We start from the raw sequence: 24612 nt of genomic DNA on the forward strand, positions 1-24612 counted from the left end.
CTTTATCAGATAAGCTCTATCAGGTTTGCCCATTCCCACAATAATTTTAACGACAATAAAATAAGAGCAGCTCCCATGGTACGGTCCACCCAATGGCTGTAATGCCAGAGTGTTTTAAAAATGCGCGGTTGAGTCAGCAACCAGGTGAGGAATAAAAACCACAGGCCCGTCGCAACAATTAGATAAATACCGTAACCAAACTGGATAGCAAAAGGCGTTTCCGGGGCAATAATAGTAGTAAATAAAGTTAAAAAGAAAATAGTCGCTTTTACATTTAAGCCATTAGTAATAAAACCGACAATAAACGCTTTCCGTTTACGCGGCTGGGTAGCAACCAATTCACTATCGGACATATCCTTTCTGGGTTTAGCTTTAATGGCCTGAGTTCCAATGAAGCCTAAATAAAGTGCACCGGCACAAAGTAAAGTCTGATAGAGCCAGTCGGTCTGGTGAATAATCAGCGCCACACCAATAAGTGAATAGGTAACATGAATAATGATTCCTGATGCCACACCTAAACTCACCCAATAACCTGCCTTACGACCAAAACTCAGGCTATAACGTGAAACCACCGCAAAATCAGGCCCCGGACTCGCGACCGCAAACAGGTGGATCAAAGCGATAGTTAAAAACTCACTCCAGTAAGACAACACAAACTCCTTATTGCGCAATTCAACTTTAGATGCCAGAATCAAAGTTACTTTTTATTAATTACAGATTACTATTAATCAACATGAAAAACACTAAACTCCCCTCACTAAATGCATTGAGAGTGTTTGATGTCGCCGCCCGAAGTGGCTCTTTTAAACAAGCCTCGCAAGAGCTTGGGGTAACTCAGTCTGCCGTCACCCGACAAATACAAACCCTGGAAGAACAGCTCGAAGTTCGTTTATTCCAGCGAGACAACCGGGTTCATTCGCTCACTCCTGTCGGCCTAGAACTAGCCCCTCAAATTGAGCAAATATTTGAGCAACTAGAGCGTACCATCGAGCGCACCCGAAATCTCAGTGACAATACAACAACCCAGTTAACCGTCGCAATCAGTTCTGAGCGACTGCGCTTTTGGTTAGCTGCAAAGCTTGCCGATTTTCATTCTCTGTATCCGCACATTCAACTTAGCTTCAGCCGTTGCAATGAGTACTTTATTAATGAAAGCGCCGCAGAAATGGCTTCAGCAATACAGCATCAAAGCTGGGATCTAGCCATTGGTTATGGAAAAATCACAGACAAGCACATTCAGTCCATTGCGCTAAAGAAAAATCATATGGTTCCGGTTTCAGCCATTAAAACCAATGACTCACCTTTCCTGCTGCCCTGGTTAATAAACCCTGAAAACCCTGATCATCAGGCAATGTTAAAGACCTACAGTCAACAATTGAAATCCACACGCATTATTCACTGCAATGATGTACAAATGTCACTGGACTTATCATCCGCTGAACAAGCCGTAGCATTAATTGACAGTAGTCTTATTACGCCCGGACTGTCTAATTTAAAAGTCTATAACGACTCCGCACAGCCCTGTCAGTATCCGCTAAGCATCTATTATCGAAAACGACAGAGGCAGCCAGTAGCCCTGGTAGCGTTCATAAAATGGCTGCAAATGATTATTTCTTGAATAAAGACTAAAAAACGCGCAGTCAGTTAGCCAAAGTTCATTTTCCAATTTACATACATTCATGTTTGTATGTAAAATATCACCCCTTTTTGGTTATTGGAGAGTGATATGTGGTTAAGAGCATCACTGGTTGTACTAATAATATCGAGTTTTTCATCTTTCGCTGACGAGATTCATGTTGCCGGCGCCTATTCTACAGATCAGCTACGAGGCGTAAGGGCTGGTTACCGGGTAACCGACTTACCCATTGAGTTGCCAAGTTGGATAGGTTCACCTGACGTTCATCTGGAAGCGGCCTTAAACCACTGGCAAGACTCAAATAATACAGCGGACAATATTACTGCGTTCACAATTAGCCCGATTCTTTCCTGGCATGTAGCAGGAGCTGAACGCCCGCTTTATATTGAAGCCGGCATTGGCGGCAGCTACTTTGACAAAACACGGATCGGTAATCGACGCTTATCAACCCAATTCCAGTTTGAAGATCGCGTATCGCTTTCGTGGCAATACAGCCAAAGTTCTGATGCTCGCATTGCTTTGGGATATACACACTACTCAAATGCTGACATTAAGCGCCCAAATGACGGGCTGGACTTTTTATGGATGAGCTGGGTTTTGCCATTTTAATATTTGATGAGCGTTAGCGTTATTCAGTTGGAGTTGCTACATTTGATTCTAAGTTTTAGTTAAAATGGAGGTCTTATGAAAAGCCAACTTATTAAATTATCTACAATTGCAGCCAGTGCTTTATTTGTCACCGCTTGCGGAGGCCCTGAATCAGGCACCACACAGTGCACTATGGAACCGAAGGAAAACTGGCTGGATCAAGAGCAGTTCCAACAGTCGTTGAAAGAACAAGGTTACGAGATTAATGAGTTTAAGGTAACTGACGGAAATTGCTACGAAATCTACGGTCAGGATAAAAGTAAACAGAAAGTGGAAATTTACTTTAATCCTGTAGATGGCAGTATCGTCAAGCAAGAAACCGAGTAACTCAGTAAGGAAGGCAGTACCAATGATCATTTGGGATAGATTTATCAGAACTTTTCATTGGTTGTTGGTGCTGTGTTTTTGTCTCAATTACTTTTGGCTTGAACCCGGAGGCAGTTTTCATCAGGCCGTGGGTTATACTGCCGCAACCTTAGTTATTATAAGGATCATCTGGGGTTTTACGGGGCCGCCAAATGCACGCTTCCATAATTTCCTCCCTTCTGTTGTCGGAATTAAAGAACACGTCGCAGAACTTCGCCACAGAAAAGTAAATCAGGGTCAGGGTCATAACCCACTCGGTGGGCTTATGGTGTTCTTTTTGTTGGCTTTATTCTTACTGCAAGCTATTACTGGCTTCCTCCGCGAAGAAATCAATGCACTCTATGGAGACAGTTTTCTAACCTCCGTTCATTTTGTTTCTGCCAACATCATTTTTGCTCTGGTTATTATTCATATCATAGCGGTAGTTGTTACCGCATATATTGGTAAAATAGAGCTTATTCGTCCTATGATCAGCGGCAAACGCCGAACCAAACACCATGACCGAGCAAAATAAAAAGCGAGAACGTGTTTATCAGGTCTCCAGTAACAGGGAGAAGTCCTCTCATAAGCTGCGTTACGTTGAGGCATCTGCGCCTCATGAAGATGACTGCCGTTTATGCGTAGGTTCCCTTGCAACGACAGATGCGCAGCCTTGCGATTTTACAGTAGCCAATACCAGCTATAACGACATTTCCAAAATTGCATTTTTAGAAAAACAGCTTTATTCAAATGACGCTTATTCTGCGGCCTTTTTCTATCAGGCATTAAGACAATGGCCACACACTTTTTTAACTCTAAAGGCGGGAGAAAAAACGGCAGGTTATAGTTTAATGGTTCCGGTTTCAGACTCTGATGTATCTCTTATGTCGTTATTGGTAGGGAAAATGTTCCAGGGCAAGGGACTGGGCAAGTTGCTATTAAGCGATTCCATAGCACTTGCGCGCAGCCTTGGTTATAAACAAATGGAGCTTAGTGTCGCGCCAGACAACGCCTCAGCAGTTTCGCTTTACCGGAGCTTTGGTTTTAACACCACCAAAACGGTGCGTGACTATTTAGGGCCAGGCCAGGACCGCTTGCTAATGACGCTTTCACTCTGGGAAAACTGATGTCGTCTCTTGACCTCTTTGCCAACGATGGTTCTGAACCATTAAGCACCGAAATAAGTGAGCAAGCTACCCTTTTTCACCAGTTTTTGCTGGCGGATGATGAAGCTTTGCTCAATGATATCCGTGGCGTTTTAAAGCAATCACCGCTGCGTCACTTAGCAACCCCTGCAGGCCATAAAATGTCGGTAAAAAGTAGCAGTTGCGGAAGTTACGGGTGGCTCAGCGATAAACACGGTTATCGCTATCAGAATATCGACCCTGTAACAGGTCAGCCATGGCCCGACATTCCCCAGAGTATTTTAGTAAAAGCAACGCAGGTCTCACGCTTAGCCGGTTTTCAGAATTTTCAGCCAGACTCTTGTCTCATCAACGTTTACACGCCAGGCGCAAAAATGGGGCTCCATCAGGATAAAAACGAAGCCGATTTCTCAAAGCCCATCGTCTCATTTTCTTTCGGGTTACCTATAACCTTTATGTGGGGCGGTTTTAAGCGTTCTGATAAGTATCAGAAGTTCAGTCTTCAGCATGCTGATGCGCTTGTCTGGGGAGGAAAAGATCGCTTGAGATATCACGGAGTTCAACAGCTTAAGGAGGCTATGCACCCGTTAACCGGACGCTGTAGAGTAAATTTGACTATACGTCAGGCTGGTTAACTCAATCAGCAGCTCCCCAACTTTTCCATGTAATTGAAAATATCGTACTCTTTTGCTTTTGCCATAAGTTCATTGCGCTTTTCACTACAGAGGCTCTCTGTCGCAACGTGAAACTCCTGAAATAGCTGAAAGCTTTGTTGCAGCAAAGCGCTATCGCGCTGGTTAAAAAAGCCGTGATGTTGACTGCCCCAATAATGAGCATGATGAAACAACTGCTCTGCTACCTTGGCAAAAACTAAAGGATTAAGTACCCGGTAATGGCGGTATTGCTGAAACAACTGATAATTGGCTTTACCCTGCTCTGTTAACAGATCCATAGGCTCCTCCATCAGCATATAATTGTATAAATAGTTATTATTGAATGATGCCAGACGTTGCCAGTATTCACGCTCATCATCGTTTTCGCAACTATCAATTCGAGCACTCAGTTCAGAGATATCATAGAACCTAAAGTTTTTTAATAAATGGCCACGCATAAACCGCACGAATGAGTCAGACTGCTGCACCGCAAAATTCTCAAAGGCTTCGAAAAGCTCCGGCGTAACATAGTTAAATTTCGGCTTTAATGCCTGGTACTTATTCGACAGACAACGAAACCGTGGGTGCTCTTTAAGACCATCGAGATCTTCATCATGTAAAAGGCTTTCCATGCCGGTGTAACGAAAATCTAAAGCAAGCTCAATACAGTCAAGGGCACTGTCCTGCTCTCCGGCTAACCAGTACACACACGCGGCGTTGTGCAAAATAGACGGGGTTAACCAACTGAATTGCGCCATGCTTAAGTAAACCTGAACTCCTGCATCCAGAAATGCCTGATCGGGCTTTTCTTTGTATGCATTACAGCAAAGAGCCAGATAGTATTGAATAAGATTATAGAACTCAGGGCTTTCCTGATAGGTTTCCCACTTCACATCGAAGTCTTCATTAAACCAACGCTCAATTAAAGCTAACGACTTTATAGGTGATAAATTTTCGGCTTTCGGAAGCGGTACACGTTCATCAACTTTATTGTCATTTGCGGCATTCACATTGGGTAATACACTGTGGGCTTTCTTAGCTTGTGCTGGTGAGCGAAAAAGCTTATCGCCAATGACGACATAGTGTTTATCAACCAGTCCAAAAGGCTTCACCGTAGCGGTTGCGACATCGAGCTCTGTAAAACAAGTGCAATGCCCAGTTGTATGATTATACGAATAGATAAAACAACCATTAAAAAAATAGCTAAACTGAACATCACTTTCCAGAGGTTTACTGCACCCCATAAACACCGGGGTATCCGGCGTCACATTGACTGCTGTATTGGTTATAGTGCTCACGGATAGCTCCTGTCGCAAGTTATTCAAAAGCCATTAATGGTGAATTAATAGACAGCGTTTAGACTATCTGCGTAACTCAGCGTATAAAAGAGGCTTTACAGAACTTTAACTTTCAAAGTGCAATTTCTGACTAGAAGCTAGAACCAATAATGACGAAATGCCTGCAGTCAGCGCTTTTTATAATTATGATAGTTATCATAATCGAAATTAAATGAAGGTAAAGCTTTTGTTTGTTTTTTAACCAGCTCAAGTGAAAAGCTTTTAAAGAGAGGCCGCGAAGTTGGTTTTGCCTTGAAGGGTTCATCCGTGCTAACTATAGTTATAAAACAGCAAGTTAAAGAGCATCGTTTATTAAAAGGACTAATATCTAAATGAAGCTATGGCGGTTAATATCACTCGGCAGCTCCATGCTTCTCACACTTCTGCTCATTGCATTTGCTATAGCATTGTTCGGCTACTTCTACTTAAATCAACAGCTGAAATCTGCTGGTGTCACTGACTGGGAAGTGGAATTTGACAAACTGACTGCCAGCCACATTGTTATTAAAAGGCTGGAAGCAACAATAGACTCCTTACCCGAATCGACCGGAACCAGTCCCGTCACAGCGATAAATCTCGCGCAGATATTCTCAATGGAAATGCCTGCATTACTACCAGAACGCATTGATATTGAGTCGTTACAGCTGAAAGGCAGCTTGTTGCCTGAAAGCGTCTCTGCAAGTCTTTCACTGATAAACAAGCATCCGTTGCGGTTAGAGCTCAATAGCCAGGAGCCATTTGTCGCTGCTCTGAAAATTTTTAGGCAAGGTGGCCAGATAAAATTAAAAGCTCGCTACGACAACGCTCTGTTACAAGCTAATTATGATTACAACTCAGGAAAGCTTAAAGCCGGCGGCAGTTATCTTTTAGCGGCACAGCAATTTGCAGACAAGGTAACTACTGAACCAGTGTCGGTTGATGCAAAGTGGAACGGTAATCTTTCACCTTATATTGAGTCAGCGACATTGGAGAGCCTTGTAGCTGAATTGTCCGGCGAGCTTGTCGTGTCAATTGCGCAACCCACCTTAATAGAAATTACCAGCAGTACCACAACAGCAACAGGTGAATTTCAGCTAAATTTGAATAAGGGTATTATGGACTCTTATCAGCTCGAGCTGAAAGGTGATACTGAAAACTTAGCGTCGTTAATCGATTCCGATCTACCACTAAATTTTTTGTCGTTGTCTTGGGAGCTGAACAGCCATGACAGTTTGGGTATTTCAGTGCTCAATGCTAAGCAGGCTGTTAATAAAGCCCGTTGGCCTCTAAAGCTAAATGCTGTAGCTAAAGGTGAAAAAAACGAGACAATTCGCCTCGCGTCTGAGTTATCGGTACAGCAAAAACAATGGCAATTTAACTCACTTGAATTAGATTATGCACAACTAAGTGCAGATACCATTGAGTTTCCTGTTGCCGGGCAATCAATGACGATAAGCAAACTCATATCGAAGTTTTCCGGAACAGTTTCGACCACAGCTGCCGAATTCCATAGTACTGAACCAACCCGCATTGAGCTTAAAGCTTTAGACAACGACGCCTCGGCCGTACTGAGTTTCAATAGAATTTATTATCCGTACTCCGAACCTGAGAATGCGCTTGCAGAGTTTGACCTTAATATTCACAGCAAGGCGATTAACTTCGACTCCATAAGGAACCTCGAAGCCGTTTTTGACAGTAAATTTCAATATCAACAGCAGCAACTGACAAGTGACGGCGACCTCGTACTCGGTGACCATATAAAAGTGGCGCACCATAGCCAGGTTAATTCTGAACAGCTGAAAAGCAAAATTGAAGTTGCGAAATTCGACTGGCAGCAAATTCCACAACTGGATGCCCTGCTAGCAACTATGATGCCTCAACTTATTGTCAGTAAAGCGGCTATTAGCGGCCAGACAGATGTAGCTTACTCCATAAATAATAACCGCTGGCGCCTCGACAACGGGCAGTTAGAGATTCAAAAAGGTGACTGGGTTTTTGATACTTTATCGGTGGTTAATAGCAATATTGATTTTGGTTTCACCGCCAATAACGAACAACTTAATATGAATAATGCAAAGCTCCACATTGGCAGCGTGCAACAAGGCTTTGCGCTGGGGCCAATCACCGCTGAATTTAGAGCCCAACTGCCCTTTCAACAACCTATGCAATCCACTCTCGACTTAACCAGTCACACCATTAAAGCTCTTGGTGGCAGCATAAGCATTCCCAACCAGCGTTACTCTTTAACCGACAGCTTTGCACTGCCCATTGTGTTCGAAAAAATTTCGCTGGGTGAACTCATGCGTCAATATCCAAGCAACAAAATCTCCATAGATGGTGAGGTTTCAGGAACCATCCCTGTTTACTGGGACTCCAACGATTTAACCGTAGAAAGAGGTTATCTGGATGCGCTGGCGCCCGGTGGTCACCTGCAGGTAGATTCGTCCGCTCTGGTTCAACTTGCCGGCAGTAACCCCAGCTTACAAACTTTGGCAGGCGTATTGGGTAACTTCTATTATAATCAACTGTCTACGACCGTTGATTATAATGACAATGGTAAATTGACCTTAGCAGTACAACTAAAAGGCTCGAACCCTGAGCTTGAAAATGGACGTCCGGTTGAGCTTAACGTAAGCTTAGAAGAAGACTTACCCGCATTGATAAAAGGACTGCAAATAAGCAACAGTCTGAACGATGTTATCCGTAAACGAGTACAGCAAAAAATCAATTAATCAGGGGATGGTATGAAACGATTATTGCTACTAATAAGCGTGCCTTTATTCGTTCTGGGGTGTACCCCAACGGTACAGGTCGCAGCACCTAAAGAGCCTATTACTATTAACTTGAACGTTAAAATAAAGCATGAAATTTACGTTAAAGTTGATAAAGCGCTCGACGACGTAATTTCTGAATCCAGTGGCCTGTTTTAACGACAAAGGAATGCAATGATGAAATATTTACTAACCGCAGTTTTAATTGCTTTTATTGGCTTATCAAGCCCGCTGGCACAAGCTCAGCAGCTAAACTTAGAACAGTCAATGGCGCAGTTAAGTGACGCCAAAGAGCAGGGGCTGGTAGGTGAAAAGCCCGACGGTTACCTGGGAGTAGTAAAGTCCACCGAAACCGCCGAGCAAATTGTTAAGCACATTAACGAAGCTCGTCGTCAGGAATACACGCGCATAGCCAACAACAATGACATTGCTGTTGCCGATGTCGAGCTGTTAGCCGGCAAACGCGCCATTGAACGCACCAAGTCAGGTCACTATGTAAAAATTGACGGAGAATGGAAGCAGAAGCCTTAACTGGCTTCTGCAAAGGATTGCGGTGCATGAGCAAGAAGCTATTTTCAGTCGTAACTTTTAGAAGGAACTAATTAATGAAACCCACCTTAGTGTTTCTGGCTTTGGTACCTTTTTCTTTTGCGTTTTCAACATCTGCAGTAGCTCAAATTACTTGTGACAAGGCCTCTCATTTCCATAAAGCAAAAGCCGACTTCGACAACGCCTCGTCCTCCGGAGAGTTATTGGATGCATTCATGCAGCTCGAGCGCTATAGGCATAATTTAAGCAGTAGTGAATATAAGCAACTTGATCAGCAGCAGAAAAAGTGTCATGACGATATCCAAGAGTCCTACAGTAAATTGCTTAGCACATTTAAAGAGCGTTCAGCGGCGTTAGAAGAGAAAGAATCTGAAAAGACGGTTAAAGAGACTTCGCAAGGAAAAGAAATACAGAATGAACAAGAACAGCAGTCGGCAGAACTCATCGTTCAGAACGCGGCAGTTCAACAGGCTATAAAGTATCTAGACTCTGGTTCAGGCAGCCCAATGCCTATAAAGCAAGATCTTATTCTGAATTATCTTCAAATTAGACAAAACAAGTCATCAAGTTATTCTCGTGCTCAGCTTGAAGGTGCAACTTTTTTAACGGAACAAAAAAAAGTAGTTAATACATCCTTGGTAAATCCACTGGAAGACATGGGGTATAGCTTCGATGACACAATAAAATATGCAGCGTTAAAGTTACTAACGAAAGATTATAATACCCAGGAATTTATTCCTCTGTCGAGTCTCTCAATCCACCCCATGCAGATTAGAGAAGCGTTACTCTCTTTTGGACTCATTTCCGAAAACACCTACGATTTGCTTAACCTGCTTTATGAATCTCAGAACTAACTTTTAGTTATTTATTAGTACGCGAGTGATGAACGGTGGCGGATCCTGATCACCAAACTGGAATAGCACTAGAAGTAGCACCAAATGGTCGCATTTTCCAATAGGTTTTAATAAACAAGGGGAATCAAGGAATCGCCTGAGAGGCTTTATTTATAAGGCTTTATAAACTTTCAGATACTGCTGTAAATTCGGAATTGGTGCCCGGGGCCGGACTTGAACCGGCACGAAGTTACCTTCGAGGGATTTTAAATCCCTTGTGTCTACCAATTCCACCACCCGGGCACTACATAGAAGTGTTCTCGAATAATGGAGGCGGGTCCCGGAGTCGAACCGAGATCCACGGATTTGCAATCCGCTGCATAGCCATTCTGCCAACCCGCCAGAATTTGGAGCGGGAAACGAGATTCGAACTCGCGACCCCAACCTTGGCAAGGTTGTGCTCTACCAGCTGAGCTATTCCCGCACCGTCATCTGCCGTGGCATTCTACTGTTTAATCGTTTTCAGTCAATGACTTTTTATCATTTTAATGACTGTTTGCACAAATTTACGGCAAAGCAGTTAATTTCTGGTCAATTCACTCTTGGCGCCGCGTAAATATTCCCACATGGACCACACAGTCAAAACGAAAGCCGAATAGAACAAGAACATCGATAACCAATAAATATAGACGTTCGCATTCCAAAGTAGTCCAATTAAGGCCAGCATCTGTGCCACTGTTTTCCATTTACCTAAGTTCGAAACAGCAACTTTTGCTCTGTGGCCGCTTTGCGCCATCCATTCCCGTAGTGCACTTACTATAAGCTCACGACAAATCATCGTCAGCGCCGGAATGGTAATAAAGGCAGAATTATAATCTTCAACAATGACAACCAGCGCAGCAACCACCATCGCTTTATCAGCTACCGGGTCAAGAAACTCGCCAAACTTAGTAAACTGGTTAAAGCGACGGGCAATATAGCCATCCAGAGCATCTGTGATTGCCGCTAACCAAAAGATAAAAGCAGCCCAGAAACGCGCATCTTCCATTGGTAAATAGAAAACCACCAGAAATACCGGAATAAGTACTATCCGGAAGCTGGTCAAAATATTAGGGATATTCCACTTCATTATCCGCTGATTCCTTATTGTTTTTACTCATCACGAAATGAGTAATAGATTTTCTCTGCCAATGATCGGCTAATGCCAGGTACGCTGGCTAATTTATCAATACTAGCGTTTTTTACCTCTTGTAATCCACCTAGATTTTTCAAAATGGCCTGTCTGCGCTTCGCTCCTACCCCGTCAATCTGTTCTAACGTCGAGGTTTTCTTAACTTTAGCCCGCTTCTGGCGGTGCCCGGTTATTGCAAAACGATGTGACTCATCACGTATGTGCTGAATCAAATGCAGCGCACTGGCGTCTTTACTCAGCGGAATGGTTTCATGGCTACCGGCCATGATCAAAGTTTCCAGACCCGGTTTGCGCGACTCGCCTTTCGCCACGCCAATTAATACCGGCGCTTCTTTTCCCCAGTCATTAAAGTAGTTCTCCGCCTGAGCTAACTGTCCTTTACCACCGTCGATAAACAGAATATCCGGTATATTGCCCTGCTCTTTCGCATTGTCGTACCGCTTAGCCAGGGCTTTAGACATGGCAGCGTAATCATCGCCCGGCGTTATGCCGGTAATATTATAGCGGCGGTAGTCTGACTTTTTAGGCCCATTTTGATCAAATACAACACAGGAAGCCACCGTTTGTTGACCCATAGTGTGGCTAATATCAAAACATTCCATGCGCTGAATGGGTACACCAAATTCCAGCACCTGCTGTAATGCCTGAGTCCGGCGGTTCATCGTACTTTGCTGATTCAACCGACTCTCTAGCGCATTAACCGCATTCTTTTGAGCCAGTGACTGGTACTGACGCTTATCTCCACGTACCGAGCTTTGCAATTTAACCGGCTGCGACAGCGCATCACTCATCACTTCCGCTAAAACATTGTCAGGCTGTACATCGACGGGAAGCACGACTTCTCGTGGAATTTTCCGTCCAGCCGTATCTGACAAATAAAACTGCAGAAGAAAAGCCCTGAGTACTTCATCGTCAGGGGTATCTGTCGGCACTTTAGGAAAATAGCTGCGACTGCCTTGCAAATGATTATCCCGGATAAACAACATTTGCACTGTCGTCATTCCGTTACCACGTGCTAAACCAATAACATCCAGTTCTTGTTGGCTTCCGGTAACCGAGTTACGTTCCTGAGTTTTTCGTAGCGCAGCTATCTGGTCACGAAATCTAGCGGCTCGTTCAAAATCGAGATCTGTACTCGCCTGCTCCATTTTATTCATCAGCTCGTCAATAACCTGCTGATTCTTGCCCTGCAGGAACTGTTTTGCCAGCGCCACCTGTTCATTGTATTCGTCGTCAGTGCAAACATTAACGCAGGGCGCGAGGCAACGTTTTAACTGATACTGCAAACAAGGCCTGGTGCGCGCACGATAATAAGAGTCATCGCACTGTCGAATTGGAAACAGTTTCTGCAGCAGGTTTAGGCTTTCACGTACAGCCGAGCCATTAGGAAAGGGACCAAAATAGTCACCTTTCGCGCGCCGGGCGCCCCGATGAAAACCAAGCTTAGGGTGCTGGTGAGCAGTTAAAATAATATAAGGATAGGATTTATCGTCACGCAACAAGACATTGTATCGTGGTCGATATTTTTTGATAAAAGTGTTTTCTAATATTAACGCTTCAGCTTCGGTGTTGGTAACGGTTACGTCCATAGACGCAATTTGCTTAACCAACACCTGTGTTTTCATCCGGTCGACCTTCTCACGAAAGTAACTGGACACACGTTTTCTTAGATCCTTTGCTTTTCCGACATAAATCACGTCACCCGACTCATCGTACATCCGGTAAACGCCGGGCTGATGAGTCAGGTGACGAAGAAAGCTGTCGCTGTCAAACTGCTTTTGTTGATTACCTTCTGTCATCTACCTTCAAACTGAATTAGGTCAACAAGACCTGACTGAATTGCAAGATGAGACAATTGTACATCACCATCGATACCGAGTTTAGAGAAAATCCGATAACGGAAGGTATTTATTGTTTTACTGCTAATGCATAAATGCCGGGATATTTCTCTTACCCGAATGCCCCGGCTGAGCATTTGTGCGACCTGAAGCTCGCGTTCACTCAGCATATCAACCATTGTTTTTTGCTGTTGCGAACGCGGATTCTGTGCAAGATAAGCGGCAACCGGCGCTGCGACAAAAACATTGCCCTGTTTCAACGAACGAATTGCCTGAACTAAGTCGGCACTGTCGCACGAGTCCAGTAAATATCCGTCAACAACGCTAATACCGCACTGAAAATCAAGTATATCTTGTTGGCTGCTACCCCAGACAATAAGCTTTAGATCGCAGTGACGGCGCTTCAAACGACGCCAGTGTTCCACTGTTGCAGCACCACCAAGTCGGCTGCATAAAACAACTACTGCGTCTTCATACTCGTAGCAAGCTCGGCGTAAATCGGCAATACCGGTTACGGTCAATATTTGATCACTGAAGTGTTGCTGCAGAACAGAGGCCATGCCAGCGCTAATAATGGGGTTGGGGATCGCTAAAATAATACGGTTCATTTTCACATTCCTTATTTGTATACCTTGTTAGTCTTCCTGATTAGGTTAAATCCGTACCACCCTGCCCGAATTCGGATAGAATATTCTGAGCTTTTAGAGACAATAACAAGCGGCTTTTACAGAACTTTACAAAAACTCTGAAAAAGCCAATTCAAAGGTGTGAAAATAACATTTGAAGACTAGCTTCAATGTGAATTTTTATACTGGGCTACAGACGTGCCTGATCCAGCATGTCCCACAAATAGCAGGCTAAATAACTGCGGTAAGGCTGAGCCCGTTCGGGGATGATCAAAATATCCTGGTCTTTCAGCAGGCTCATGGCTTTACGCAGCGAGCTATCCTGAATGGGAAAAAGATCTTCATGGGCAAAATGAAACATAGCTAAAATAGACGCCGTCCAGGGACCAATACCTTTAAGCTGAGTCACATCCTTAATCAGGTCAGCTGAATTCATCTGCGACCAGGCATCTATTCTCTCAGGCTGAGTTTGATGACAGTGAGCAACGCTGTTAATAGCTGCAGCTTTGGAACGACTGACACCGCACCCTGTTAATTCCTCCGCAGGAATATAAGCAATGCGACCTACTCCTAATGCTTTTGCCTTTTGCTCTGCTCTTTCAATAATGGTTGCGGAGGCTTTTAAAGACAGCATTTGACGAATAATAATTCGTGGCAGTGCCTCGATAACGGGTGTTTCAGATGCCGCCAATAAGCCTCGCTCGGGCAACTGAAGCAGCAACAAGTCGATACCCGGCTGAGTATCGATAAGGTGTTGTCTGACGATTGCTGGTGTCGTTTTCATACAATTATTACGCAAATACCGTAAAAGTCTGTCGACTTATAGCTAATAACTCGCCCTTCTCACTCCACAGACCAGCGCGGCTGTGCCCATAACCATTTTCAGCATGCTCAATAAAAGCTTCGTACTGAAACCAGTCGTGGCTACTGAAACTTTGTAGAGGAATATCGGGAAACTCAATAGTCCAGGTTAAAGACGAGGCCGGCGCAGGGCTGTCCAGATGAGGCAAGACTGCCGGTGGCCAGGCGTCAACTAAAGCCAGTATAGTTGCCGTTGTCAGCGGCTGTTGTTCTTCACGAAAACGTATCCAGCCACCAAAAGTTCTTCCCGGTTGTCCGCTAAATGGCATACCACCTGACGTAATACGGTAATCGAAGTTTTTCGCAAACTCTGGGACAATATCCGCTTCAGGTAAACCTGGTCCGTCGTTGATGGTTTTAAGATCGGGTGGCGTTTCACTTACCACTGTAACCGTTGAACTTCGGCCTTTGCCCAGGCTTGCCAGACAAGACAACATAATCTGCCCTTGCTGCTGCAGTTCGACAGCAACCTGAATAACCGATTTTCCCTCGCGCAAAATTCGGTAATTTAACTCAGCCTCACCCGGTTCAGCAGGCGCGACAAAAGAGATACTCATGGAACGAAGATGATATTCAATCGGAAATTGTTTCAACAAAAACTGAGCAGCCAATGCTCCGCTGAATCCGCCGAAAAACGCGCGTCCCTGAGCCCAGCCGGAAGGTAGTTCAATGACTTGATTGTTCTTATCCGCAACGATTTGTTCTACAGCTGTGTGGAAGTTCATACTATACCCTATTTAAACGACCGTTTGATTTAAGCTTTAAGAATACCAATTATCACCATTAATACAAAAGAAGCGCTTAATAAAAGAAAATAACCCAAAACACAGGCTAAAAATTTGAATACAGTTAATGTCCAGCTTTGCTGATAGAAGCTCTTTTGCGTCAATAGCAGATAAGTGAACATCCACCCAATAAGAATATAACCTAACCAGTCGGATGGTAAGGTTAACCAGGTCCAGCCAAAGTTATCAATCAGCGGGTTAGTTATATAGCCTAATGTCGACAACAACATCAGGGAAAGCAGTAAAAAAGCATGTGTATGCAAAGCTACAGTTAAGTGCTCTAAGTAGTAACGGTTACTGAATAAATAAAGGACTTTTAAATACAGAGCCCAAAAAGGCAGCATCAAAAGCATCATCTGCGGCGTCATTGAAATCAGTTTTTGCGTAAACAGCTGGGGGTTTTGCTTTAAATGCTGAAGTTTCTGTTCAAGCATCCGCGTTTGCTCTTCATTCAACCAGGGGATATCACCAAACTGCAACTCAAATCCGCGCCGTACGGTACTTTCGTTAGAGTCACTTTCAGATACTTCTGTTTCGGACTGTCCATCCTCGGTCTTTGACCGTGAATCGTTAAAGGTTATCTGTGATGTCAGCACCATAAATGATATCAACGAGATAAAGAAATAGAGCCTGAGCGGAGGTACATAAGAGGCGTGGCGACCTTTCATAAACTCAGATGATAGAAAACCAGGTTTTAGAAAGAGTCCTCTTAGAGTACGATAGAATCTGGAGTCCCAGTGCCCTAACTCACCAAAAAGATCGCCGACAACGGCAAAAACGCTGCGTATGCTTTGTTTATCCTGTTGGCCGCATTGATGGCAGTATTCACCGGTAAGAGGTGTATTACAGTTCTTACAATTACTGACGGTCGATTCCATGGCAAAATTCCATTTTTGCTTAATATAACAGGAGGTTTAAAGTTGCGCTATCGGCTAGAACAAAAAGCGGCGGGAACAAAAAAAGCCCTACTCAAATGAGCGGGGCTTTTTTCTGAATTTGGCGGAGAGGGAGGGATTCGAACCCCCGGTGGGTATGAACCCACGCCTGATTTCAAGTCAGGTGCATTAAACCGAGCTCTGCCACCTCTCCGTATTTTTGTTCTCTGCAACTGCGTTGTTGAGAACGAGGCGAATATTAAAGACCTAAGTTACGCTTGTAAAGTAAAAATTTGAACAAAGTGTTCGTTTGGGCGTTTATTAAACAAACCGACCAAAATTCGCCAGAAATTACTACCTTCTGCTCTACCCAACGCCCCCATTAATGCTGTAGTATCGAGGAAACTTTTTAAATAAAAAACAGTCTTAACAGACAGTAAGTTCAACACGGAGAAATCTATGAACAATCGCAGTCAGACTTATGTCGGTCAGAACGAATCGACGCTGGCCGTTAATAAGGTATTACGCAACACCTACACTTTATTGGCAATGACATTAGCCTTTAGTGCTATTGTTGCTACTATCAGCACGATGATGAACTTGCCCTATCCGGGTTTCATTATCACTTTAGTTGCTTACTTTGGCTTACTTTTTGGTATTCACAAAACCAAAGATAGCGGCATGGGCATTGTACTAACCTTCGCTCTAACAGGCTTTTTAGGTTACACGCTTGGCCCTATCCTTAACATGGCATTATCAATGCCTGGTGGTGGCGAGATGGTTGCTACTGCGTTAGGCGGTACAGCTCTGACCTTCTTTGCAACTTCGGCTTATGTGTTAACCACGAAGAAAGACATGTCTAAACTGGGTGGTCTGGTTACTGCCGGTATTATCATGGTTTTTGTGGCGATGCTGGCTAACCTGTTCTTCCAACTGCCAGCATTACAGCTTGCAATATCTGCTATCATGATTCCATTGATGGCAATGCTGATTATGTGGCAGACCAGCGACATTATTAACGGTGGCGAGCGTAATTACATCCTTGCAACAGTCACTTTGTATGTTTCGATTTATAACTTGTTCCTTAGCTTGCTACAATTGCTAATGGCGTTTAGCGGCGATGATTAATCTCTCCTGCTAAAATAATAACAAACGCCCCGCCATGCGGGGCGTTTTTGTATAAACGGGCAGTTTATGGCTAAACTTACTCTCATTCTTCAACGTTCTGTTAAAGAACGAGCTCGTTCTTTAGACGCTCTGGCATTTGCAAAAGCGGCTATCAACACCGGCCACACCATAGCCTGTGTGTTTTTTTATCGGGAGTCGGTAAATCACGCGGAATTTCCCACTCCAGCAGAAAATGAAGACTTGATTACGCAATGGGAAGAGTTTAGCCAGCACCACCAAGTCCCCCTGGTGGTCTGCCATACCGTAGCTGAACGCAAAGGAATGGAGAAATTCCATCCCGGTTTTGAAGCCTCAGGTTTAACCGCTCTGGCAACTGCCATGGCTAACAGCGACCGGACCTTACAGTTTTAATGACCATGAAAAAAATTGCTATTTTACAATGCAGTGCCGCTAGCGACTCGGCGACCGAAGCACTCGATATTGCTTTAGCATTGGCCAGCTTTGATTATCCGGTGCAATTAATATTGTCCGGTGAAGCCGTTAAGTCTCTACTGAACCAACCTTCTAAGCGTTATGCCATGCTGGAATTACTGGATGCTGAGCCTGTTGTAATAAGTTCAGAAGAGTTAACCGATACAAGCGCCCTGCCCGCAAACATTGATACGGTTATCGTCTCGCCAGAACAATTAAAGCGTCACCTAAGCCAATTTGACGAGGTATTACAATTCTCATGACCTCTACTTTACACTGGTTAAGAAATTCGTCTTTAGTGTCCTGGCTGGAACAACATAGCCAGCTGCTGAGTGACACTGATGCTTTGCTTATGTCCGGCCTAGCACTCAACGAGCTGCCATCTGAGTCACCTGTTGAATTACCGGTTTATGCGCGTAAGAAGGAAGCTGACGCTTTGGATACTGCCCTGCCTGACTACGTCATGTTAAAATCGGACGAGCAGTGGGTTGAGCTGGTGCTTAGCTTCCAACAACAGATAACCTGGTAATAACACCGCATGATTGAATTTAACGGTAAAGAATACGAAACCGACAAACACAACTACCTTGCAAACTTAGACGACTGGAGCGAGGAGCTGGCGCTTCACTTTGCAGAGTTAGAAAATATCGACATGACCCCGGCACACTGGGAAGTCGTGACTTTTGTGCAGGATTTTTACCGTGAATTTGATACCAGTCCGGCAATGCGCGTACTGGTTAAAGCCATGAAAAAGCAGTTAGGCGAGGATAAAGGCAACAGTCGTTATTTGTATAAGCTGTTCCCTAAAGGCCCGGCAAAGCAGGCCACACGAATTGCGGGCCTGCCTAAACCGGCTAAATGTATTTAATTTAAGCCTTAAGCACTTCTACACCGCCCATGTAAGGACGTAATACCTCAGGCACAACAATTGAGCCGTCTTCCTGTTGATAGTTTTCCAGCACGGCTACCAGCGCACGGCCAACAGCCAGACCAGAGCCGTTTAATGTGTGCATAAGTTCAGGTTTCTTCGCGCCTTTACGACGGAAACGAGCCTGCATACGGCGCGCCTGAAAGTCCTGCATATTAGAGCAGGAGCTAATTTCACGGTACGCTTCCTGCGCCGGCAACCAAACTTCTAGGTCGTAGGTTTTGGCTGCGCCAAAGCCCATATCCCCAGTACACAGCAGTACTTTTCGATACGGCAGCTCAAGCTTTTGCAGCACAGTTTCGGCGTGGCCTGTTAATTGCTCCAGCGCATCCATCGACTGTTCAGGTTTAACCAACCAGACCAGTTCCACTTTATCAAACTGATGCTGACGAATAAGCCCACGAGTGTCGCGACCGTGAGAACCGGCTTCACTGCGGAAACACGGCGTATGCGCGGTAAACTTAAGCGGTAGCTCTTCTTCGTCAGCAATTTCATCACGGTATAAGTTTGTTAACGGCACTTCAGCCGTTGGAATCAACGACATAGGAATTTGATCCTGAGACTCGCCTTCAATATGGAATAAATCCTTACCGAACTTAGGTAACTGACCGGTTCCGTATAATGAGTCCTGGTTCACCATATAAGGCACATAGGTTTCAAGATACCCATGCTCGTCAGTATGCAAATCCAGCATAAACTGAGTCAGAGCGCGATGCATGCGGGCGATACCACCACGCATAACCACAAAGCGTGCTCCAGTGAGCTTCGCGGCCGTTTCAAAGTCCATACCTTTGGCTAAGGCTTCGCCTAAATCGACATGATCTTTCACTTCAAAGTCGAACGACTTAGGCTTGCCCCAAGTCAGGACCTCCTGATTTTCATCTTCATCCGCGCCTTCCGGGACTTCGTCTGCCGGCAAGTTCGGAACACCCATAATAATATCGTTAAGTTCTTGCTGGATAACTTTTAGCTCTTCTTTAGCGTTATCCAGTTGCTCGCCTAAATCGCTTACCGCATCTAACAAAGGTTGTATGTCTTCACCTGAAGCTTTTGCCTTACCAATGGCTTTCGAGCGGCTGTTACGCTCTGCCTGCAACTGCTCGGTGCGCACCTGCACCTCTTTGCGCTGCTCTTCCAGCTTTTGTAATTTGGCAACGTCTAAGTCAAAGCCTCGCGTTGCTAGCTTTTTTGCGGTCTGGTCTAATTCCTCTCGGAAGTATTTTGCGTCTAGCATGAGTGTCCTATTTAACCGTTGTTGAGTACAACATCATTGCCGCGAAAACTGCAGCAATACAAATAATTACATTAAAGGCAATGTGCAGAGCGGCTTTAAGCAGCTCACCCTGACTGGCTAAGGCCACAACTTCGACAGAGAATGTCGAGAAGGTTGTAAAAGCCCCCAGTAAACCAACGCCTAAAAATAAACGAGTTGTTTCAGAAACAGGTTGTTGCTCTGCGTAAGCCAGCAACAACCCTAAGAAAAATGAACCTATTATGTTAACGGTCAACGTGGCAAAAGGGAATGCCCGAACCCCAAATGATTGCATAGCAAGAACCATAGCAAAACGTGCCGATGCACCTATTGCGCCCCCCACTGCAACGCAAAAGAAATGAAGAAGAAGGTTATTCATCAGGTTCCCTGTGCCAGTCTGACTTTGAATCCATATCTTGCAGCCAACGGAGCTTTTCCTGCAACTTTATTTCTAAACCACGCGGCTCAGGGGCGTAGAACTGGGTATCGGCGATTTCCGACGGTAAGTAACGTTCACCCGGAACGTAAGCGTTAGGATAATTATGTGCGTACTGGTAGTCAGCACCATAACCCTGAGCTTTGTGCACCTTGGTTGGCGCGTTACGCAAATGTTCAGGCACTGGCGCATCGCTGTGTTCTTTAGCGGTTCTTAGTGCGCTCTTAAAAGCATTATAAACCGCGTTGCTTTTCGCCGCACAGGCACAATAAATAACTGCCTGAGCAATGGCTCGTTCACCTTCGGCGGGGCCAACTCTGTGATACGTATCCCAGGCGTTTAATGCCAACTGTAATGCCCTGGGGTCAGCATTACCTATATCTTCAGAGGCGATAGCCAATAGCCGGCGGGCAATAACCAAAGCGTCCCCACCACCGGTCAATAAGCGCGCGTACCAATACAAGGCTCCGTCTGGAGACGAGCCTCTGACAGACTTATGAAAAGCGGATAAAACATCGTAGTAATGGTCACCCTGATGATCAAAAGCCGTGGCTTTTTCACCAATAGCCGCAGTGATCAACTCGGGCGTAATTGGCTGGCTGCTGCTCTCGACAAAATCAGCAACCACTTCCAGATAGTTTAATAAGCGACGTGCATCCCCACCAGCTAAGTCCAGGAGCTTTGCCCTGGCTTCACCTTCCAGTTGCAATTGACGTTGACCAAGGCCCCGTTCCGCGTCCGTTAACGCGCTTTCCAGAGCCTGTTCAAGATCCGTTTTGGACAGTGTTTGTAAGCGGTAGACCCGCGCCCGCGACAGCAGTGCGTTGTTAAGCTCAAAGCCGGGGTTTTCGGTGGTCGCGCCAATAAAGACAATAGTGCCGTCTTCAATGTGGGGCAAAAAAGCGTCTTGCTGGCTTTTGTTGAAACGGTGCACTTCGTCCACAAACAAAATGGTGCGGCGCCCCTGCTGCTGAGCCAGCAACTTCGCTTCTTCAATGGCTTTTCGAATGTCTTTAACACCGGAGGTTACCGCGCTAATGCGGCTGACCGTAGCATTTGCCTGGGTCGCAATGAGTTCAGCTAAGGTGGTTTTACCGGTACCCGGAGGCCCCCATAAAATCATTGAATGCAGATGCCCCTGCTCGACCGCTACCCGCAAAGGTTTACCGGGAGCAAGAAGATGTTGCTGACCTACATACTCGTCAACCGTGCGTGGGCGCATTCGCGCCGCAAGAGGTTTGAAATCGGGTTGAAAATCTAAGTCCAGACCTGCCACAACAATTAACTTTGATCGTCGACGTCGACATCAGCGGGCACATCAAAAACAAATTGTTCGTCGCTGATGGTTTCATTTAACGCCACATTATTCAGCATCAGTTCAGTCCGCTCGCCCTGAGCCTGAACCATAGTTATCTCTGTGAGTTTTTCATCAGTAAATCTTAACTCCAGCTTACTGCCATTCGTTTGATGCTCAACAAAGTAGCGGTTATCGCGAAAGCTGACATTATAGTTCTGCCACTGATTACCGTTGCTGTTCAACACCAGCAGTAAAGGGCTGTCGTCAACCATGTCCTGCTGTGCATAAATGGTTACTTGTTCAACAAAAGGATTGTAGTACCAGACCTTTTCGCCGTTAGCGACCATCACGCTTTCGTCCGGCTCTTTCGTATGCCAATACAAATTAGCGGGTCGTTTTAGCTTTAACGTACCGCTTAATGTTTGTAGCACTTCGCCCTGTTCATCTTTTACTTGCTGTTCAAACTCTGCCGATAAGCTTTGAGTTTGTTTCAGTAAACTTTGCAGAGCCTGCTTGTCTGACTCGTCGCCTGAGGCAAACACATTAAACGAAACGGCCATGACCATGGCAAATACAACTGCTTTCATGAATTAATCCCTTGGAGCTCGTGGAGCCAGCACTTCGCGCTGGCCGTTATTGCCTGCACTGGTTACGACACCGCTCACCTGCATTTGTTCGACGATACGGGCGGCGCGGTTATAACCGATACGGAATTTGCGCTGCACACTCGACACTGATACCCGCTGGGTCTCAGTAACAAAGGCAACAGCCTCGTCGTACAGAGGGTCAGATTCAGCATCATCAGACTCCTGCTGTTCTCCCGGAAGCAGCGCTTCCTCGCCCTGATCGCCCGATAAAATTTCTTCCAGATAGTTAGGTCGACCACGTTTTTTCCAGTCTTTAACCACCGCATGAACTTCATGGTCATCGACAAAAGCACCATGTACACGCACCGGAGAACCGCTACCCGGTGGTAAATAGAGCATATCGCCCTGCCCTAACAATTGGTCGGCACCCGGCTGATCCAGAATGGTTCTCGAATCTATTTTTGATGATACCTGAAACGCAATTCGGGTTGGGATATTCGCTTTAATTAAACCGGTGATAACATCCACCGATGGGCGTTGAGTTGCCAAAATTAAGTGAATACCGGCAGCACGGGCTTTCTGGGCGATACGGGCTATTAGCTCTTCTACCTTTTTACCGACAATCATCATCATGTCGGCAAATTCGTCTATCACCACGACAATGTTTGGTAATTTTTCCAGCAACGGCGGTAACTCATCCATAGAGTCGCCCGGCTTCCAGATAGGGTCTCGCAGTGGTTCACCAGCGTCTTTAGCCGCCTTCACTTTCGCGTTGTAGCCTTTTAAATTACGTACCCCTAAAGATGACATGAGTTTGTAACGACGTTCCATTTCTCCCACACACCAACGCAGTGCATTGGCGGCATCTTTCATGTCAGTTACGACCTCGGTCAATAAGTGCGGAATGCCCTCATAAACCGACAGCTCAAGCATTTTCGGGTCTATCATAATAAGGCGAACGTCTTCCGGTGTGCTCTTGTAAAGCAGACTCAGAATCATAACGTTAACACCAACAGATTTACCGGAGCCGGTGGTACCTGCCACCAGCAAATGCGGCATTTTTCCTAAGTCGACAACGACTGGAGTGCCCGCAATGTTTTTGCCCAGAATCATCGTTAACGGCGAGCCGCTATGGGTGAACTGGTCGCTATTAATCACTTCGCTTAGCTGCACAGTTTCGCGGTGTTTATTAGGCAGTTCCAGACCAACATATGACTTACCCGGAATAACCTCTACCACACGTACAGCAACAGCAGACAAGGTACGGGCAATATCTTTTGCCAAATTCGAAATTCTGGAGACTTTAACGCCCGGTGCTAAGTCGAGCTCAAAACGGGTAATGACCGGACCGGGTTCAACGTGCGCCACCCGAACATCCACCCCAAAATCCTTCAGCACTGTCTCGACCGTGCGTGATACCTGATCCAGTTCTTCCTGAGTTACCGGGTGCTCTTTTTTATTCGGTCTATCCAGAAGCTCTATTGACGGCAACGGCGGAAGTAACTCGCCCTCGCCTGAATCAGCCGCTGATTGCGGTTCGTCTTCCGCAGAGGTGTCTGAAGAAGGCGCCACAGCTGGTTTCTTAGGTGTGTCTTTTTTCGCAGCCGCTTGCTTGCTAAATTTAGGCGCATCGCTGTCTACGTCATCATCTTCATCAACAGAGCTCATTGAAGGCAGGCTCAAAACAGGTTCTTGTTTGTCAGCCCCGAATAAGTCGCTACTGAGCGTTGTGGGTTTCTTTTCTTCAAGCGTTTGCTCACGCTCGTTGTCATCATAAGCTTCTGAGTCGTCTTCTTTATCTTCCGTTTCTGAGCTTCCGCGACTTTGCCAAAGAATTTTAATTTTTTCGGTTAGCCACAAAGCCCCGTCAATAACCCACTCACCGAGTTTGTCAGCAACCTGCAACCAGCTAATACCGCTGACCAGAGTGATGCCAGTAAAAAAGAAGGTTAACAAGAGTAAGGTTGTACCAACAAAATTCAGATAAGGAAGCAAAGACGCCGCAATAACATCGCCAATAACACCGCCGGCAGAAAAGTAGTAAATATCGTCGAAATTAATAGAGGACAGTGCGGATGCACCAATAAGCGCGAGCATAGCGCCTATCATACGCAAACTGACCGCAAGGTAATCCATTTCTAATAAATGGTAAGTTTTACGGAACAGTAAGTAGCCAAGGCCAACAAAGCCGAAAGGAATAAGGTAGGCAACGAAGCCAAAAGCAAACAAGAGTACATCGGCCATCCAGGCACCTACGGCACCGCCGGCATTATGTATGCTTCCTTCATAACCGGTCTGTGACCAGCTGGGATCAGCGGGATTAAAGCTCACCAATGACAAAAAAATGAAAATGGCCAGCGCACCACTTATTAGCAACCCTGCTTCTAAAACTCTTTGTACACCTGTCATTATCTTATTGCAGCGCCTTCGTTGGTATTCT

28 protein-coding genes and 4 tRNA genes are annotated in these 24612 nt (G+C 45.3%); 15 read left to right on the forward strand and 17 right to left on the reverse strand.

The window, feature by feature from the left end:
- Positions 1 to 5: 5 nt before the first annotated feature.
- Positions 6 to 653, reverse strand: a complete 648-nt coding sequence (locus ACP7H9_RS01870) for a LysE family translocator (protein WP_243734867.1) — start codon at positions 651 to 653, stop codon at positions 6 to 8.
- 80 nt (positions 654 to 733) lie between these two features.
- Here ACP7H9_RS01870 and ACP7H9_RS01875 point away from each other — a divergent pair, with 80 nt between their 5' ends.
- The 6 genes from ACP7H9_RS01875 to alkB all read left to right on the forward strand — a co-directional run bounded on the left by ACP7H9_RS01875 (position 734) and on the right by alkB (position 4409).
- Positions 734 to 1618: a LysR family transcriptional regulator gene (locus ACP7H9_RS01875; protein ID WP_439222120.1), complete on the forward strand. Its 885-nt coding sequence runs from the start codon at positions 734 to 736 to the stop codon at positions 1616 to 1618.
- Between the two features lie 108 nt (positions 1619 to 1726).
- The gene (locus ACP7H9_RS01880; protein WP_439222121.1) at positions 1727 to 2245 is read left to right on the forward strand and encodes an acyloxyacyl hydrolase; all 519 of its coding nucleotides are present in this window, start codon (positions 1727 to 1729) and stop codon (positions 2243 to 2245) included.
- Positions 2246 to 2320: 75 nt separating this feature from the next.
- Positions 2321 to 2611: a PepSY domain-containing protein gene (locus ACP7H9_RS01885; RefSeq protein WP_011234498.1), complete on the forward strand. Its 291-nt coding sequence runs from the start codon at positions 2321 to 2323 to the stop codon at positions 2609 to 2611.
- A 22-nt stretch (positions 2612 to 2633) separates the two neighbouring features.
- Complete coding sequence (locus ACP7H9_RS01890; protein WP_011234497.1) at positions 2634 to 3164, forward strand: cytochrome b/b6 domain-containing protein; 531 nt, start codon at positions 2634 to 2636, stop codon at positions 3162 to 3164.
- Positions 3148 to 3756, forward strand: a complete 609-nt coding sequence (locus tag ACP7H9_RS01895) for a GNAT family N-acetyltransferase (RefSeq protein WP_011234496.1) — start codon at positions 3148 to 3150, stop codon at positions 3754 to 3756. Before ACP7H9_RS01890 ends, ACP7H9_RS01895 begins: the two co-directional genes overlap by 17 nt.
- The gene (gene alkB, locus ACP7H9_RS01900) at positions 3756 to 4409 is read left to right on the forward strand and encodes a DNA oxidative demethylase AlkB (RefSeq protein WP_011234495.1); all 654 of its coding nucleotides are present in this window, start codon (positions 3756 to 3758) and stop codon (positions 4407 to 4409) included. The genes ACP7H9_RS01895 and alkB overlap by 1 nt, the downstream gene beginning before the upstream one ends.
- A 5-nt stretch (positions 4410 to 4414) precedes the next feature.
- Here the strand turns inward: alkB and ACP7H9_RS01905 are convergent, their stop codons facing one another.
- Positions 4415 to 5725 (reverse strand): TPR end-of-group domain-containing protein, encoded by a 1311-nt coding sequence (locus ACP7H9_RS01905; protein ID WP_439222122.1) that lies wholly within the window; start codon positions 5723 to 5725, stop codon positions 4415 to 4417.
- Between the two features lie 407 nt (positions 5726 to 6132).
- Here ACP7H9_RS01905 and ACP7H9_RS01910 point away from each other — a divergent pair, with 407 nt between their 5' ends.
- The 4 genes from ACP7H9_RS01910 (at position 6133) to ACP7H9_RS01925 (ending at position 9917) form a co-directional block, all read left to right on the forward strand.
- Positions 6133 to 8475, forward strand: coding sequence for a YdbH domain-containing protein (locus ACP7H9_RS01910; protein WP_439222123.1), 2343 nt, complete (start codon positions 6133 to 6135; stop codon positions 8473 to 8475).
- 12 nt (positions 8476 to 8487) lie between these two features.
- Entirely contained in the window at positions 8488 to 8673 is a 186-nt protein-coding gene (locus ACP7H9_RS01915; protein ID WP_011234492.1) for a YnbE family lipoprotein, read from the forward strand.
- 15 nt (positions 8674 to 8688) lie between these two features.
- Positions 8689 to 9045 carry a YdbL family protein gene (locus ACP7H9_RS01920; RefSeq protein WP_231378632.1) on the forward strand — a complete coding sequence of 119 codons (357 nt, stop codon included), beginning with the start codon at positions 8689 to 8691 and terminating at the stop codon, positions 9043 to 9045.
- 74 nt (positions 9046 to 9119) lie between these two features.
- Positions 9120 to 9917 (forward strand): hypothetical protein, encoded by a 798-nt coding sequence (locus ACP7H9_RS01925; protein ID WP_439222124.1) that lies wholly within the window; start codon positions 9120 to 9122, stop codon positions 9915 to 9917.
- 195 nt (positions 9918 to 10112) lie between these two features.
- On the opposite strand, the gene ACP7H9_RS01930 is transcribed toward ACP7H9_RS01925, so the two are convergent.
- The 10 genes from ACP7H9_RS01930 to ACP7H9_RS01975 form a co-directional block, all read right to left on the reverse strand.
- Positions 10113 to 10199: transfer RNA gene (locus ACP7H9_RS01930), tRNA-Leu, on the reverse strand.
- A gap of 25 nt (positions 10200 to 10224) precedes the next feature.
- A tRNA-Cys gene (locus tag ACP7H9_RS01935) sits at positions 10225 to 10298 on the reverse strand.
- A 6-nt stretch (positions 10299 to 10304) separates the two neighbouring features.
- Positions 10305 to 10380: transfer RNA gene (locus tag ACP7H9_RS01940), tRNA-Gly, on the reverse strand.
- 96 nt (positions 10381 to 10476) lie between these two features.
- Positions 10477 to 11025 (reverse strand): CDP-diacylglycerol--glycerol-3-phosphate 3-phosphatidyltransferase, encoded by a 549-nt coding sequence (pgsA, locus tag ACP7H9_RS01945; protein WP_011233905.1) that lies wholly within the window; start codon positions 11023 to 11025, stop codon positions 10477 to 10479.
- A gap of 23 nt (positions 11026 to 11048) precedes the next feature.
- Complete coding sequence (gene uvrC, locus ACP7H9_RS01950; protein WP_114981339.1) at positions 11049 to 12887, reverse strand: excinuclease ABC subunit UvrC; 1839 nt, start codon at positions 12885 to 12887, stop codon at positions 11049 to 11051.
- Complete coding sequence (locus ACP7H9_RS01955) at positions 12884 to 13534, reverse strand: LuxR C-terminal-related transcriptional regulator (RefSeq protein WP_034820779.1); 651 nt, start codon at positions 13532 to 13534, stop codon at positions 12884 to 12886. The genes uvrC and ACP7H9_RS01955 overlap by 4 nt, the downstream gene beginning before the upstream one ends.
- A 208-nt stretch (positions 13535 to 13742) precedes the next feature.
- Positions 13743 to 14336, reverse strand: coding sequence for a DNA-3-methyladenine glycosylase family protein (locus tag ACP7H9_RS01960; RefSeq protein ID WP_011233908.1), 594 nt, complete (start codon positions 14334 to 14336; stop codon positions 13743 to 13745).
- A 7-nt stretch (positions 14337 to 14343) separates the two neighbouring features.
- Positions 14344 to 15138 carry a thioesterase family protein gene (locus ACP7H9_RS01965; protein WP_011233909.1) on the reverse strand — a complete coding sequence of 265 codons (795 nt, stop codon included), beginning with the start codon at positions 15136 to 15138 and terminating at the stop codon, positions 14344 to 14346.
- A 29-nt stretch (positions 15139 to 15167) separates the two neighbouring features.
- The gene (locus ACP7H9_RS01970; RefSeq protein WP_439222125.1) at positions 15168 to 16076 is read right to left on the reverse strand and encodes a DUF3667 domain-containing protein; all 909 of its coding nucleotides are present in this window, start codon (positions 16074 to 16076) and stop codon (positions 15168 to 15170) included.
- Between the two features lie 119 nt (positions 16077 to 16195).
- Positions 16196 to 16287: transfer RNA gene (locus tag ACP7H9_RS01975), tRNA-Ser, on the reverse strand.
- 245 nt (positions 16288 to 16532) lie between these two features.
- On the opposite strand from ACP7H9_RS01975, the gene ACP7H9_RS01980 reads away from it, so the two are divergent.
- The 5 genes from ACP7H9_RS01980 (at position 16533) to ACP7H9_RS02000 (ending at position 18540) form a co-directional block, all read left to right on the forward strand.
- A complete protein-coding gene (locus ACP7H9_RS01980) occupies positions 16533 to 17201 on the forward strand; it encodes a Bax inhibitor-1/YccA family protein (RefSeq protein WP_011233911.1) in 669 nt (222 codons plus the stop codon).
- A 66-nt stretch (positions 17202 to 17267) separates the two neighbouring features.
- Entirely contained in the window at positions 17268 to 17612 is a 345-nt protein-coding gene (tusD, locus tag ACP7H9_RS01985) for a sulfurtransferase complex subunit TusD (RefSeq protein ID WP_011233912.1), read from the forward strand.
- Complete coding sequence (locus ACP7H9_RS01990) at positions 17612 to 17935, forward strand: DsrE family protein (RefSeq protein WP_011233913.1); 324 nt, start codon at positions 17612 to 17614, stop codon at positions 17933 to 17935. Before tusD ends, ACP7H9_RS01990 begins: the two co-directional genes overlap by 1 nt.
- The gene (locus tag ACP7H9_RS01995; RefSeq protein WP_439222126.1) at positions 17932 to 18201 is read left to right on the forward strand and encodes a hypothetical protein; all 270 of its coding nucleotides are present in this window, start codon (positions 17932 to 17934) and stop codon (positions 18199 to 18201) included. Before ACP7H9_RS01990 ends, ACP7H9_RS01995 begins: the two co-directional genes overlap by 4 nt.
- Positions 18202 to 18210: 9 nt before the next feature.
- On the forward strand, positions 18211 to 18540 hold the full coding sequence (locus ACP7H9_RS02000) for a TusE/DsrC/DsvC family sulfur relay protein (RefSeq protein WP_011233915.1): 330 nt from the start codon (positions 18211 to 18213) through the stop codon (positions 18538 to 18540).
- Between the two features lies 1 nt (position 18541).
- On the opposite strand, the gene serS is transcribed toward ACP7H9_RS02000, so the two are convergent.
- Genes serS through ACP7H9_RS02025 form a run of 5 tightly spaced genes read right to left on the reverse strand, consistent with a single transcriptional unit; the run spans position 18542 to position 24581 of the window.
- Positions 18542 to 19834, reverse strand: a complete 1293-nt coding sequence (gene serS, locus ACP7H9_RS02005; protein ID WP_011233916.1) for a serine--tRNA ligase — start codon at positions 19832 to 19834, stop codon at positions 18542 to 18544.
- A gap of 7 nt (positions 19835 to 19841) precedes the next feature.
- Positions 19842 to 20231, reverse strand: coding sequence for a fluoride efflux transporter CrcB (gene crcB / locus ACP7H9_RS02010; protein ID WP_011233917.1), 390 nt, complete (start codon positions 20229 to 20231; stop codon positions 19842 to 19844).
- Positions 20224 to 21564, reverse strand: coding sequence for a replication-associated recombination protein A (locus tag ACP7H9_RS02015; RefSeq protein WP_011233918.1), 1341 nt, complete (start codon positions 21562 to 21564; stop codon positions 20224 to 20226). Before ACP7H9_RS02015 ends, crcB begins: the two co-directional genes overlap by 8 nt.
- Before the next feature lie 5 nt (positions 21565 to 21569).
- On the reverse strand, positions 21570 to 22172 hold the full coding sequence (lolA, locus tag ACP7H9_RS02020) for an outer membrane lipoprotein chaperone LolA (protein ID WP_439222127.1): 603 nt from the start codon (positions 22170 to 22172) through the stop codon (positions 21570 to 21572).
- 3 nt (positions 22173 to 22175) lie between these two features.
- Entirely contained in the window at positions 22176 to 24581 is a 2406-nt protein-coding gene (locus ACP7H9_RS02025) for a DNA translocase FtsK 4TM domain-containing protein (protein WP_439222128.1), read from the reverse strand.
- Positions 24582 to 24612: the final 31 nt, after the last annotated feature.

Source organism: Idiomarina sp. ST20R2A10, from assembly GCF_051842345.1.
GTDB classification, from domain to species: domain Bacteria; phylum Pseudomonadota; class Gammaproteobacteria; order Enterobacterales; family Alteromonadaceae; genus Idiomarina; species Idiomarina loihiensis.